The organism is Chryseobacterium endophyticum, assembly GCF_056333165.1.
Genome location: NZ_JBWGXE010000005.1, coordinates 230,354 through 244,537 on the forward strand (window position 1 = coordinate 230,354; position 14,184 = coordinate 244,537).

Consider the following 14,184-nt stretch of genomic DNA (forward strand, 5'->3'; position numbering starts at 1 on the left):
TTATGCTATTATACTGCTGTCGATCACCTGGTTGTTCCAAGCGATATGTTTTACGTTTTTATTTGAATCGAAGAAAAAATCTATTCTGCCTAAAAGAAGACCGGCCCATCCCACCTGGTTTACAAGGACATTTTTTCCCTGTCTGTTGGTGAAGATCTGCGGTTCCGGCAGAAAAGTATGCGTGTGGCCGCCCAGAATAATATCTATGTTTTCTGTTTTAGCCGCTAAGATTTTATCGTTTAGTTTATCCGGTTCTTCATCATATTCATACCCTATATGGGAAAGACAGATCACAAGATCGCATTTCTGTTCATTTTTAAGAAAATTAGAGTAATGCTGTGCAACATCTACCGGATCCGTATACACCGTTTCTCCGTATTGTTTTTTTCCGACCAGTCCGTCCAGGCGAATTCCTACACCAAAAATTCCTACTTTGATTCCGTTTTTATCAAAGATTTTGTAGGATTGTGTTTTTCCGTCGAGAACGGTATTTTTAAAATCATAGTTTGAACAGATAAAAGGAAACTGTGCATTGGGTAATACCTTTAAGAATCCGTCCAGGCCGTTATCAAAATCATGATTTCCCATGGTGGAAGCGTCGTACTTCATCATGGACATTAATTTGAATTCCAGTTCGCCTCCGAAAAAATTAAAATAAGGCGTTCCCTGGAAAATATCTCCTGAATCCAGAAGCAAAACATTGCTTTCCTGGTTTCTGATCTGCTGAATCAGGCTTGCTCTTCTGGCAAAGCCTCCCTGATTGGGATTTCTGGTGTAGCTTGCATCGAAAGGTTCTATTCTGCTGTGCTGATCATTGGTATGAAGAATCGTGAGTTTGTTTGCGGATTTCAGATCAAGAATTTTCAATTCTTCCGCCATCATCATTTGGGGAGCTAAAGCCATTGCCAGAGTTCCGCCGCCTATTGCTTTTAAAAAACTTTTTCTATCCATTACTTTTTACCGATAAAATTTAAACGAATATCCGTACCGGGATGTACTTCGGGAGATTTCTTAAAATAATCTATAAAAAGATCCCTCAGTTTAATTCCTGTGTGGATCATTTCTCCTTTTAAAAAAAACTTCATGTTGTCTCCGCCCATAGCCAGATAATCTGAAGTGGCAATATAATATTCCTGATCAGGGTTCACGGTCTTTCCGTTGATCAACGCTTTGGTAAGCTCCCCGTGATCGGTTTCGATATATAAGTGGGAAACAGGGTTATTGACCTGCATTTTTGCATAATAGTCAAAAAGTCCTTTCAGGTCTGCGCCTTTCATTTTTACAATGATGACTTCATTTTCGAAAGGCATCACCTCAAATACGCTTTTCAGCATAATATCTCCTTTCCCTATGGTAGTACGGATTCCTCCGATGTTGATTAAAGCGGCATCCACATCCTTTTTAAGATTGGCTTTTGCCCATACATCAGCACCATCGAACGTATAATCTGCCAAAAGATTCCCCAGATTGCTGTTATCTCCCTGCTTGGTAAGATCAACGCTGGTGTAAGAAATCTTCTGATTCATTTCCTTATCCAGTTTTTGCTTATAGGGTTCAATAATTTTTACAAAGGCCTCATCATTCTTTAGCTCATTATTAATAGAAATATTTTTCTGGGTCTTCACTTCCGAAATCTGCATGGAAGAGGCCGGGGAAGCCGTCTTACAAGCCGAAAGTGCAGCCAGGGCAATTCCTAATAACAAGAATTTATTTTTCATATTCAACAGATTATTTTTTGTGTAAACGATGTATCCTTTAAAAAAACATTGGACCAGATCGCTACATCATATCTTTTAGTAAATGCAAATATAATTATATGTATAATAAAACATTATTATTTATAATAAATTCTTGGGGTAAATTGTTAAATTTGAAAAAAATAATTTCTAACAGATGAGCATTTTAAAAGGAGTTGGTGTTGCGTTGGTAACACCCTTTAGTGAAGATTTATCGGTAGATTTCGAAAGTTTGACAAAATTAGTAGAATACAACATCGAAAACGGAACCAATTATTTAGTTGTTTTGGGAACTACTGCTGAGGCGGCAACGCTTTCTGCAGAAGAGAAGAAACAGGTGGTGGAGCATATCATTAAGGTGAATGATAAACGTCTTCCATTGGTTTTGGGAATCGGAGGGAACAATACGCTCGAAGTTAAAAAACAAATTGAGACAACAGATCTTTCTGCATTTGAAGCCGTGCTTTCCGTTTCTCCATATTACAATAAACCGAATCAGGAAGGGCTTTATCAGCATTACAAAGCTTTGGCTTCTACAGGTAAAAATATTATTATCTATAACGTTCCGTCAAGAACAGGACAGAATATTGAAGCTGAAACCACTTTGCGTCTGGCAAAAGAATTTCCGAATTTGTTTTTAATTAAAGAGGCTGCACCGAACATTCTGCAGTATTTTGATATTTTGAGAAAAAAACCTGAAGGATTTAATCTTGTTTCAGGAGATGATGAATTTACCCTTCCGGTGACTTTAGCAGGAGGAAACGGAGTGATTTCTGTTATTGCTCAGGCTTATCCGAAAGAATTTTCGACGATGGTACAGCTTGCATTTGACGGAAAGGTAAAAGAAGCCTATGACATTCACAATAAACTCGTTGACATCACAAGACTGATCTTTGCAGAAGGAAATCCCTGCGGGATTAAAGTAATTTTAACGGAGAAAGGCATCATTAAAAACTATCTGAGGCTTCCATTAGTTCCTGCATCAGAAGGGCTTTATGCAAAAATAAAAGCGGAGATGGCAAATATATAAAGTAAATTGTCGATCATGTCTTGATGAGAGCAATTTTGTACTTGATAGCAGATCATTATTAAATTGACAGTAAATCAACAGATACGGGTGAAAAGGCAAAGTCTTTTCACCCTTTTTAATCAGAATGTAAATAAGAAAATGGAATTTATAAAAGCAACCGAAAATGATATCCCATTGATCCGGGATCTGGCTAGAAGGTCGTGGGAAAGTGCTTATGCCGAAATACTCTCAGCCGAACAAATAGAATATATGCTGACAACAATGTATTCCGAGAAAGAAATAAAAGATCATTTACAAAATCCGGATTATCATTATTATTTGATTTTTAATGAAACAGATCATTCATTTGAAGGATTTCTGGGGTATGAAAACGGTTACGGACAAGAGACTACAAAACTTCACCGGATTTATCTTGTTCCCGAAAGCAAAGGAAAAGGCACCGGTAAAAAAGCATTGGATTTTTTAAAGAAAAAAGTTTCTGAAAGTTCTGACAGCAGAATTATTTTAAATGTAAACAAACAGAATGGTGCAAGAAACTTTTATGAATCTCAGGGTTTTATGATTTATAAGGAAGTCGTAGTCGATATCGGAAAGGGTTTTGTCATGGATGATTATGAAATGGAATATTATACCTCCAAGAAATAACATCGTATTTTATAAGATTTAATTATAATTCTATAAAACGTGATGTATTTATTTTTTTCATCTTTGTACCAGATCCGAATTATGTTATATAAAAAATATTCATATGCTTGGTTTTAAGCTGATTTCAGCTTTTTATCAGTATATTTTTTTCATCCTTAGTGTTTAAATTCCTGTATTATTAATGCAGGGATTTTTTTATATGTATGTAAGAAATATAAAATTTTTGGTATATCACTTATAATTGATATAAAAATATTATATTTACCCTAAACATTAAATACATATAATAAGGATGAAAATGTATGTAAAATTTGATTTCAATACACTTTGCAGAAAGGTATTGGAAGAAAAACTAAAAGACCAGGGAGTTAAATACAGACTCCTCAATTTCGGCGAAGTAGAGCTCTGTGAATCTCTTACGCAGGAACAGTGCAAAGCTTTCAGGGAAAATCTGGAGGATTACGGAATCGAGATTATCGAAAATCAGAAAACGGCACTCGTTCAGAAAATAAAAGACGCTATCTCTGAAATCATAAGTTCTGATGAGACCATTCCGGTGAAGGCCTCCATCTATATTGCTGAAAAACTCAATCACAGTTATGGCTATCTTTCCAGTCTTTTTTCGGAAGTGGCGAATACTTCGATAGAGAATTTTATTATTATTCAGAAAATTGAGTATGCAAAAGAACTCATTATCAACAGCCGGCAGAATCTTACGGAAATAGCCCGGAAGCTGAATTACTCCAGCGTTGCCCACCTGAGTGCCCAGTTTAAGAACATGACCGGCATTACGCCTTCGCAATTCCAGAAGATTATAGCCTTAAGAAGAAAAGCACGTCAGTACGATCATCAATATTCCCGGGCAATATGACCAAGGAATATCTGAATGTCATATTAGCAGATGCCGATGAAGGGAATCTCATTCTTTTAGAAAGAATATTACAGGACTTCAAAATTCCGAGTAAAATTAAAACCTTTACTACCAGTAACCAATTGATGGATTATCTCCGGCAGAATATTATGGTTGAAGAAGTTTTATTTATGGATTACCGGATTCCGGGAAAAACATGCCTGGATTGTTTATCAGAAATTAAATCCAATCCCAAATTTGATCACCTGACCACAATAATATATTCTGAAAATCTGTCAGCGGCCGAAGAAGAGGAAATTTTCGTGGCTGGAACCAATGTCTTAATGAAAAAGCCTGATAATTATAAAGATATGAAAAAAAGTGTAACGGATATTATTTCCGTAACCTGGCAATATCACACAGCAGGACTCAATAAAAATAATTTTATCATGAAAGTGTGAAAAAAAAGAGGCTAATTATTTTGCAATTAGAATTAAAGTTCTATATTTGTAAACCAAGCTTCACAAAGAGGTGAAAATAATTGGAGAAAAAATCTTACTTATGTATTAATTGGTTTTGATTTTAATAAAACTAATTGATTAGCAGTAGATTCAAAAATAAACTAAATTATATAAATCACAATGTTAGTTAAACAAAATGAATTATATAAATTTCCAATGATAAGCGCAGAAGATCTTTAAACAAAACGGTACAATCATGAAAACTCGAAAGCCGAAGAATGAATTTCCTTTTGTTCTTTAGCAGCCAAGTTAGTTTTTATAAATAAGCAATTGGAAACATAATTCATTTTGTTTTTACTTTTTTAGCAGACACCATTTCATTTTATAATATATCTCATCACACCACATCACAAAATATTGCTGAATTAAAGTAATTTCTTCAAATAACAGTTTTATAAGGGGAGCCGCGTAAAGATTTAGTTCTTTTCGCGGTTTTTTTATGAAATTTTACTCCATTTGTTTTTCCCTTTATAGTTTCTCAGATAATAATTCTTAATGATTTGATTATCCGGTCTTGCGAGCAGAGGATCGGCCTCCAGGATTTTTTCTACGGTATTCTTCGTCGCCCTGATAATTGCCGAATCGTTGACCAGATCCAGTTTCTTGAAATCTACCACACCACTTTGCTGAGTACCGAGAATATCTCCCGGACCCCGGAGCTGCATATCGACTTCGGAAATTTTAAAGCCGTCGGTGCTTTCCACCATAGTCTTGATACGGGTCCTGCTGTCTTTAGACAATTTATCGGAAGTCATCAGGATGCAGTAGCTTTGCTCCGCGCCACGGCCCACGCGTCCACGCAGCTGGTGAAGCTGTGAAAGACCGAACCTTTCCGAGCTTTCAATCACCATCACCGAAGCATTCGGAACATTTACCCCGACTTCGATTACCGTAGTTGCCACCATGATCTGGGCGTTGCCGGAAGCGAAATAATTCATCGCAGCATCTTTTTCATCGGGTTTCATTTTCCCGTGGAGCATTGTTACATTATAATTAGAAAAATTATCCATGATATTTTCCATTCCTTCCATCAGGTTCCTGTAGTCAAGGGTTTCGGATTCCTCAATCAGAGGATACACAAAGTAAATCTGGCGGCCCTTCTGAATCTCCTCACGGCAGAAATTGTATACATACGCCCGGTCTTTCTCTCTTCGGTGCGCAGTAATGATCGGCTTTCTGCCGATGGGCAGCTCGTCAATGACAGAAACATCGAGATCGGAATAAAAGCTCATGGCCAGCGTGCGTGGAATAGGGGTGGCGGTCATCACCAGGATATGGGGCGGAATTTTATTCTTAGCCCACAATTTTGCCCGTTGTGCAACGCCGAAGCGGTGCTGCTCGTCAATGATCGCAAGTCCTAAATTTTTAAATTTGACTTTATCCTCCAGAATGGCGTGGGTTCCCACCAAAATCGAAAGTTCCCCGTTTTCCAGCTCTTCATGGATCCTGTTGCGTTCCGACTTTTTGGTAGAACCCGTGAGCAGTCTGATGCTGACTTCCGTATTTTCCAAAAGCTCCTTGATGCCGTTGTAATGTTGCTGGGCCAGAATTTCCGTCGGCGCCATAATGCAGCTCTGGAAACCGTTATCTTTGGCGATCAGCATCGTAAGAAGGGCAACCATGGTTTTTCCGGATCCTACGTCTCCCTGCAGCAATCGGTTCATCTGGATCGGGCGTTTCATGTCCATACGGATTTCCTTCAGTACCCTTTTCTGGGCACCAGTGAGTTCAAATGGAAGATGATGTCCATAAAAATCATTAAAATAATCCCCGATCACCGGGAACGGATTTCCTGCGGTGTGCGTTTTATGATGAAGCTTCTTCAAGCCGAATCCCAGCTGGAAAAAGAAAGATTCTTCAAATTTCAAACGGTAATTGGCTTTCTCAAAATGCTCCATGTCCTTCGGGAAATGGATATTAAGATACGTATGCTGTCTCGATAAAAACTTGAATGCCTTCATGAGGTAATCCGGAAAATTCTCATAGATCAGATTCGGAATTTCCCGGCATATATTTTTTATAACAATCTGAAAGAACCTTTGATTCAGTCCTCGTTTGGTTAATTTTTCCGAGCTTGGATAAATGGGTCTCAGTCTTTTTTCAGTATCTTTTTTCTCCTCCACTTCAATCTCCGGATGCGGCATGGAAAACTGATGGTTGAAGACATTGATCTTCCCGAAAATAAAGATTTCCTTGTTTATCGGAAGCTGCTCTTTCAGCCATTTCGAATACTGAAACCAGACCAGATCCATCGAACCTGTATCATCATTGAATTTGGCCGAAAGCCTTTTCGTTTTTCCGGTCTGTATTTCCTGGACATTGGTAATTCTGCCTTTCAGCTGCACATCGGTCGTCAGATCGCTTAACTCGGCAATTTTGTGCACTTTGCTTTTATCCAGGTAACGGATGGGAAAGAAGTTCAGGAGATCTTCCACCGTAGAAATTCCCAATACATTTTTGATAAGTTTGGCTTTTTCGGGACCGATCCCTTTTACGTATTCTATGGAAGTTTCTAACGTCATTTTAAAGAACCACGAATTTCGGGAAAAATTAGAAATTAAAAAAGACTTTCGGATCTGAAAGTCTTTGTAGGGTTTAATCTTTTATTTTCGATTTGAATTTTTTCTGGTAATCTTCCCACTGCTCCCGGGAACGAATTTTTTTGAAAAGGTCTTTGCAGATAAACTCAAGATAAGGTTCCAGTTCTTTGGCTGAAAGCTCACCCTGCAGAATCGTTATCGGATTTCCTTTTTCATCCAGGAATACCGTGCTCGGAACAGCACCTACATTCATATACTGGGTAAATTCATGCAGGGAATTCCGTCCTTTTCTATGTTCCTTATTGTCATTGGAAAATTTCCTGCCGAAGATCTCAATGGTTTTCTTTTCTTCCGCATTGAATTTTACGGGATAATAGTTTTCATTTAAAATATCGGCAATCACCTGATGCCCGTAGGTTTTTTTATCCATGATCTTGCACGGGCCGCACCAGTCCGCATAAAAATCGATCAGTATTTTTTTTGGATTTTCCTTCTGTGCCTTAAGGGCCTCTTCCATCGTCATCCACTTTACCTGGGCAAAGCTGAACGTCATCAAAAACAGGCAGAGTATGCTTATTACCTTTTTCATGATTTGGTATTTTAAGTAAAAGTAAGCAATTAAGTGTTCTATTTCACGTCCTGCATCAATTTTTTTACAAGAGGAGAAATGATAATTAAAACAACTCCGGCAATTACGGCATATAATCCCAATTGTTTGTATCCATCGGTATAAGTGATCAGAGCATCATAATTGGTAGAACCTTCTTTTGCTGTGGCAAGTCCTGCGCCAATAATTCCCGCTACGTACTGCCCATAGGCAGAAGCCAGAAACCACATGCCCATCATCATTCCCTGAAGGTTTTTGGTAGAAAGTTTTGTCATGATCGATAATCCAATAGGAGAAAGACACAGTTCTCCCAAAGTAATTACAAGCAATGCGATTGTAAAGAAGTTCAGCGAAGTAATTCCCTGAAGATTTGCAAAAAATCTTGTGGCGAACAAGATGTAATATCCTAATCCTAAAAAGATAAATCCTAGTCCGAATTTAATAATGGTATTCGGTTCGATTTTTCTTTTACTCAGCCAGATCCACAAGAGTCCGATCAATGGTGCAAGGAAAATAATGAAAAATGCTCCTCCGGAATTGTTGACCCCGTTTGGATCTAATCCCAGTAAATCTTTATTTAAATTTTTAGCGGCAAAAATGCTTAACGAACCTCCGCTCTGCTCATAAATTCCCCAGAACAGAATCGAGAACAGGATGAAAACCAATGCTGCCCAAAGCTTTTTACGTTCTGAAGGCGTCACTTTGGTCATTTCATAAAATAAATAGATAAGCGTCAAAGGCCCAACGGTCCACATGAAATAATCAGTGTATTCCGTTTTGGCTACCATGACCATGATAATCGGCACAAAGATCAGGGATAAAACATAAACGCCATATTCTTTCCATTTCGGCATAGGTTCAGATTTTACTTCGTTTTCAGGATGTCCAGGCTGAAGTCCGATCGTTCCTAGGCTTCTTTGGGTAAAAACAAAATTGATTAAACTTATAACCATTACAATAGCAGCAAGGCCAAAAGCAACATTCCATCTTAAAGCTTTAGGAATCAGATGATCTAAAATTTCACCTTTCCCAATTGTGATACACAGATATCCTCCGAGAAGGGCTCCCAAATTAATTCCCGCATAAAAGAGTGAAAAACCCGCATCGGCTCTAGAGTCATTGGGTTTATAAAGCTGCCCTACCATTGATGAAATATTAGGTTTGAAAAACCCGGTCCCTACAACGGTAAATGCAATACCTAAAAAGAAAAATTGATGGGGATCTGCTGCCAGGATCAAGCTTCCGACGATCATCAGAAGTCCACCCCAGAACAGGGATTTCCTGAAGCCTAAAATTTTATCGGCAAATAGACCTCCGATAAAAGTAAAAGCATACACAAAAGCCTGGGTAGCGCCGTATTGCAGATTAGCTTCCTTTTCGTGGAAATTAAGTTGTGAGATCATAAAGAAAACGAGCATTCCCCTCATTCCGTAGAAACAGAAACGTTCCCACATTTCAGAAAAGAAAAGGCTCCAGATCTGTCTCGGGTATTTTCCTTTAAAATTCTGTATTTCGTCTAAAGTTAAATTCATAGTTGTATGATGGAATTTTTAATTAAAGGTTGGGTTGGTCATCCTGATTCAGTTCAAAACGGATGCGGTCTTGGTCGATGAGCTGTTTTAATTCTTCTTCTTTTGGAAGATAGAGAAGGTATTTGCTGGCAAAAAGGTTGTTTTTGTCATTGAGGACGGAGTATTTAACAATGGTTTCGTCCTTTTCAGAACATAATAAAATTCCTATTGTAGGATTATCGCCTTCACCGCGCTTAAGATCGTCGTACATTCGTACATACATATCGATCTGCCCGATATCCTGATGGGAAAGCTCACCGGTTTTCAGGTCGATGATAACGAAGCATTTTAAAATATAATTGTAAAATACAAGATCAATATAGAAATCGGAAGTATCGGTGGCAATATGCTGCTGCCTGGCTACGAAAGCAAAACCTTTCCCGAATTCCAGTAAAAATTTCTGGATGTGATCTATAATGGCAGTTTCAAGATCTTTTTCAGAAATCTTTTCATCCGGCTTTAATCCGAGGAATTCAAAAATATAGGGGTCTTTAAGTACGTTATGAATCGTTTCTGTTGTGTTTTTCGTATGTTCCAGCACCCGTTCATAAGCCAGAGCGTTGATCTGACGTTTTAGGTCCCTTGAGTTCCAGTTATTTTGAATGGATTCGCTGATGTAGTAGTTGATTTTATCCTCATTGTCAAACCTTATTAACAGTCTGTAATGGGTCCAGCTCAATTCGTGACGCAATGCGTCACATATTGGAAATGCCTGATAGAAAGATCTCATGTTTCTTAAATTACTTTCATCAAACCCTTTTCCAAATTCCAGCGTTAACCTTTTAGAAAGATTTTTCAGGGTATATTTTCCGTATTCCGCACGTTCTTTTCCTTTCTGCTCATCCTCTACAATCAGTTTTCCGATCTGCCAATAGGTAAGCAGCAGGGTAGAATTGGCCACACGGAACATCTTTTCGCGCGACTGTATGATAAGTTCTTTTACCGACTGAAATAAAGAATCCTCAGAAATTTCCATCATACGAAAATAAAAAAAACCTCTGACTTGGCAGAGGTTTACCCGATACATTGTATATTATTTTATTATTTAATTCCGTGCATCTTCTTTTCAAGCCATCTGCTCATTGCAAAAAGAATCACCGCAGCTACACCGCACATGATAACGAAAACAATAAAGAAATCAAATAAATTTGAGATTTCAAATCCTAAAAATGAAGTCGTTTTTGCAGCAGCGCCATTTTCTCCGCCACCAGGAATCAATGCAGATAAAGTTCCTGCAAATTTATTGGCTGCCGCATTGGCAAGGAACCATGTTCCCATAAGTAAAGATGAAAAACGTACTGGTGATAATTTTGAAACCATTGACAAACCAATTGGAGAAAGACAAAGCTCTCCCATAGTATGGATTACGTATAATCCGATCAGCCAAAACATAGAAACCTTATCCATCAGTCCTAAACCATAAACGGCATAAGCAATAACAGCGTATCCAACTGAAATCAAAGCCAAACCATATCCCATTTTCTTAGGAGAAGAAGGTTCTTTTCCGCGATTTCCCAATCTTAACCAGAATGAAGAAAATAAAGGGGCTAAAAGTAAGATTGCCAAAGCATTTACTGATTGGAAATAACTCGCAGGCATTTCCCATCCGAATAAATTACGGTCTGTCTGTCTGTCGGCAAAGATTGTTAAGGAAGCACCAGCCTGTTCAAAAGCACCCCAGAAGAAAATTACAAAGAAAGCGAGGATAAATATAACGATAATACGATCCTTTTCATCCTTGGTAAGGCTTTTATCAGTTAATACGATAAGAGGCATTACGATCATCGCACCATAGATCAGATATCCTATCACATCAAGGTCGCTGTTGAACATAGTTTTGAAGTTCATAAGGAAGAATATCAGCCCGATTGATCCTAAGACCATGGCTACCTGAGCAATGCCAAATTTATTCTTCGGCATCCCGATCGGTTGATTTTCTGCATCTACCAACACTTTATTTTTCTGTGTAATAAATGTAACCAAACCGATAAGCATTCCTATACCTGCTGCAAGAAAACCCCATTTAAAATCTACCTTTTCAGCCAATGTTCCGCAGATAAGAGGAGACATAAAAGCACCAAGGTTAATTCCCATGTAAAAAATCGTAAAAGCAGAATCCACTCTACGATCTCCCTGAGGATATAATTGTCCTACCATTGTAGAAATATTCGGTTTAAAGAAACCATTTCCAATAATAAGCATGGTAAGCCCCATCCACATTAACGTTACAGCACTGGCACCGGTTGCTGAAGCACTGAAGAATAAAATAAACTGCCCAATTGCCATTAATAATCCCCCAATCTCTATACTTCTTCTGTTGCCAAGGAAGCGGTCGGCAAGGTATCCGCCCAAAAGAGGAGTCAGATAAACCAATCCTGTATAACTTCCGTAAATTTCCGATGCATTGGCATCATCCATAAGGAGTACTTTTGTCATGTAAAGTACAAAAATAGCACGCATTCCATAGTAAGAAAAACGTTCCCACATTTCTGTCATAAACAGAAGGTAGAGTCCTTTAGGATGTCCTTTTTGCTGAACTGTATCCATTTCTATTGTTAATTTTTGTTAAGACTGACAAATATAGTTTTTTTTGTGTTTTCGGCAAGGTTTTAATTTTATAATTCAATAAAAAAGCTGCAGAGGGTTTCTGCAGCTTGATTTGTTGTATAGAATTGCTATTAATGCCCTTTTTCTTTCATAATTCGATTCAGTCTTTTCAGCATGGAAAGTCCCAGAAGAGTAGCAAAGATCAATAGAGCGAAATTCACCAGGAAATAGTTCATTTTATTGTCGTAATTGTACCAGGTGCTTGCCAGAATTCCGGAAAGTTTGTTTCCAACGGAATTGGCCAGGAAAAATCCACCCATCATCAGGGCGGTAAATCTTACCGGAGAAAGCTTTGAAACAAAAGAAAGTCCCATCGGGGATAAGCACAGTTCTCCGACGGTAATCACTCCATAGCTTGCCACAAGCAACCAGGGCGAAACCTTTACAAAACCATTGTTGCCCGCCCAGACGGCTAATACCATGACCAGACAGGACAATGCGGAGATAAAAAGTCCGAGGACAATTTTTGTCGGTGTCAGAGGTTCTTTTCCTCTTCTCCTCAGCAGTGCCCAGAAACCGACAATCACCGGTGTTAAGGCGATTACCCAAAACGGATTGATCGACTGAAACAATTCCGTGTTGTACAGGTAAACTTTTTTAGCGGGATTGCTTTCCAGCTCTGCACGCTGTTCGGGTGATATATTTTTGAAATAAACATCCTTGCCCTGAACTTTAATGGTTTTTCCCTCTTTATCTTTCTGCGACTGGAACTGATCGTCGTACACCGGAACTTCTTTGTCTTCATAGCTTTTCCCGTCCACCATATAAATGCTTTCCAACGGTTTTTCCATAGAAGCGGGAACACTGCGGTCGGTGTAATAATTTGCCCATCTCGTTAAAGCCGTTCCGTTCTGCTTAAACACCGCCCAGAAAAACATACTGATCATAAAAACCGATAACAGTGCCCCAATAGATGATTTTTCCTCGGGCTTCGCTTTGAAATACAACGAAGCATAAAAATAAATCACCGGAATACACGCAAAAATGAAGGCGTCGGTACTGTCGCTGCCAAAGATGTTTCCGGGAATGATCCATCCGATAACGCCTGCGATGATGGCGGGTAAGAAAACTTTAAGTAAAATTTCAGAAAGTTTGGTGTCACCCTCCTGTACCGGCTTCATCTGGGCAGCATGAAGGTAATGCTTTCTGCCGATGGTGAAGATCACCAATCCCACCAGCATCCCGACTCCGGCGGTAATAAACGCTTCGCCCCAGCCGAATTTATTCCGCATAAAGGCCGCAATAATATTACAGATAAACGCCCCGATATTGATTCCCATATAGAAAATATTATATCCGGAATCTTTATTGGCTTTGTAAGGTTCCTCCGAATACAGATTTCCCAACAGCGTAGAAATGGTAGGCTTAAAGAAACCGTTACCGATAATAATTAATGCTAAAGAAGAATAAAATAACGTCAGGTCCTTGAAAACCCCCATTCCGATATATCCGGCAGCCATCAGAATACCGCCGATATAGATGGATTTGATATATCCCAATACCCGGTCCGCAAGAAAACCTCCGATGAAAGGCGTTAAATAGGTAAGGGCGATATAAGTTCCGAAAATATCGTCTGCCGTTTTATCGGGAAGTCCGAGACCGCCTTTTGCGCCGGTAGGTTCAATGACGTACAACACAAAAATTCCGAGAATCAGATAATACCCGAAACGCTCCCACATTTCCGTAAAGAAGAGGAAGGGCAATCCCTTAGGATGTTTAGTTTTCATAGTGTCAAATTTCAAATTTCACAAATATAGAATTTTAAAAAGAATAATTGAATTTTATTAATTTTGGGTAAAAAGATGAAAAATGGAAGTTACAATTAATGAAATAAAAGCAAATCTTGAATCACTGCCTGAAAGTTTTTACAGTGAGGTAAATGATTTTATAGATTTTCTGAAAGACAAACACCGAAGAGCAAATTCAAATGAAATTCCCGAATGGCAACAAGACGAGGTGAGAAAAAGAGCAGAATATGCCCGTAATAATCCTCTGAGTTTTGTTTCCGAATCTGAAATGAATGATTATTTAAAAGATTTGGAAAATGAAGGCTGAATTAATTTATAGCCATTTTGTA

13 protein-coding genes are annotated in these 14,184 nt (G+C 38.5%); 5 read left to right on the forward strand and 8 right to left on the reverse strand.

Translation table 11 applies throughout. From position 1 onward, the window contains the following. Window positions 1-951, reverse strand: coding sequence for a bifunctional metallophosphatase/5'-nucleotidase (locus AC0N32_RS13400; protein ID WP_476394357.1), 951 nt, complete (start codon window positions 949-951; stop codon window positions 1-3). Beyond that, on the reverse strand, window positions 951-1,718 hold the full coding sequence (locus tag AC0N32_RS13405; RefSeq protein WP_476394358.1) for a 5'-nucleotidase C-terminal domain-containing protein: 768 nt from the start codon (window positions 1,716-1,718) through the stop codon (window positions 951-953). The genes AC0N32_RS13400 and AC0N32_RS13405 overlap by 1 nt, the downstream gene beginning before the upstream one ends. A 175-nt stretch (window positions 1,719-1,893) precedes the next feature. Here AC0N32_RS13405 and dapA point away from each other — a divergent pair, with 175 nt between their 5' ends. The 4 genes from dapA to AC0N32_RS13425 all read left to right on the forward strand — a co-directional run bounded on the left by dapA (window position 1,894) and on the right by AC0N32_RS13425 (window position 4,722). Then, the gene (gene dapA, locus AC0N32_RS13410; RefSeq protein WP_476394359.1) at window positions 1,894-2,766 is read left to right on the forward strand and encodes a 4-hydroxy-tetrahydrodipicolinate synthase; all 873 of its coding nucleotides are present in this window, start codon (window positions 1,894-1,896) and stop codon (window positions 2,764-2,766) included. A 138-nt stretch (window positions 2,767-2,904) separates the two neighbouring features. Then, window positions 2,905-3,411 (forward strand): GNAT family N-acetyltransferase, encoded by a 507-nt coding sequence (locus tag AC0N32_RS13415; protein ID WP_476394360.1) that lies wholly within the window; start codon window positions 2,905-2,907, stop codon window positions 3,409-3,411. Window positions 3,412-3,703: 292 nt separating this feature from the next. Next, entirely contained in the window at window positions 3,704-4,282 is a 579-nt protein-coding gene (locus AC0N32_RS13420; protein WP_476394361.1) for a helix-turn-helix domain-containing protein, read from the forward strand. After that, entirely contained in the window at window positions 4,279-4,722 is a 444-nt protein-coding gene (locus AC0N32_RS13425) for a response regulator (RefSeq protein ID WP_476394362.1), read from the forward strand. The genes AC0N32_RS13420 and AC0N32_RS13425 overlap by 4 nt, the downstream gene beginning before the upstream one ends. 497 nt (window positions 4,723-5,219) lie before the next feature. Here the strand turns inward: AC0N32_RS13425 and recG are convergent, their stop codons facing one another. The 6 genes from recG to AC0N32_RS13455 form a co-directional block, all read right to left on the reverse strand. After that, window positions 5,220-7,304, reverse strand: a complete 2,085-nt coding sequence (recG, locus tag AC0N32_RS13430; RefSeq protein WP_476394363.1) for an ATP-dependent DNA helicase RecG — start codon at window positions 7,302-7,304, stop codon at window positions 5,220-5,222. A 73-nt stretch (window positions 7,305-7,377) separates the two neighbouring features. Further along, window positions 7,378-7,911, reverse strand: a complete 534-nt coding sequence (locus AC0N32_RS13435; protein ID WP_476394364.1) for a thioredoxin family protein — start codon at window positions 7,909-7,911, stop codon at window positions 7,378-7,380. 38 nt (window positions 7,912-7,949) lie between these two features. Then, a complete protein-coding gene (locus tag AC0N32_RS13440) occupies window positions 7,950-9,461 on the reverse strand; it encodes a peptide MFS transporter (protein WP_476394365.1) in 1,512 nt (503 codons plus the stop codon). Window positions 9,462-9,483: 22 nt separating this feature from the next. Next, a complete protein-coding gene (locus AC0N32_RS13445) occupies window positions 9,484-10,479 on the reverse strand; it encodes a PDDEXK nuclease domain-containing protein (protein ID WP_476394366.1) in 996 nt (331 codons plus the stop codon). 62 nt (window positions 10,480-10,541) lie between these two features. Continuing rightward, window positions 10,542-12,047 carry a peptide MFS transporter gene (locus AC0N32_RS13450; RefSeq protein ID WP_294234217.1) on the reverse strand — a complete coding sequence of 502 codons (1,506 nt, stop codon included), beginning with the start codon at window positions 12,045-12,047 and terminating at the stop codon, window positions 10,542-10,544. A 131-nt stretch (window positions 12,048-12,178) separates the two neighbouring features. After that, window positions 12,179-13,834 carry a peptide MFS transporter gene (locus tag AC0N32_RS13455; RefSeq protein WP_476394367.1) on the reverse strand — a complete coding sequence of 552 codons (1,656 nt, stop codon included), beginning with the start codon at window positions 13,832-13,834 and terminating at the stop codon, window positions 12,179-12,181. 82 nt (window positions 13,835-13,916) lie between these two features. Here AC0N32_RS13455 and AC0N32_RS13460 point away from each other — a divergent pair, with 82 nt between their 5' ends. Beyond that, window positions 13,917-14,162 (forward strand): hypothetical protein, encoded by a 246-nt coding sequence (locus AC0N32_RS13460; protein ID WP_476394368.1) that lies wholly within the window; start codon window positions 13,917-13,919, stop codon window positions 14,160-14,162. Window positions 14,163-14,184 lie beyond the last annotated feature (22 nt).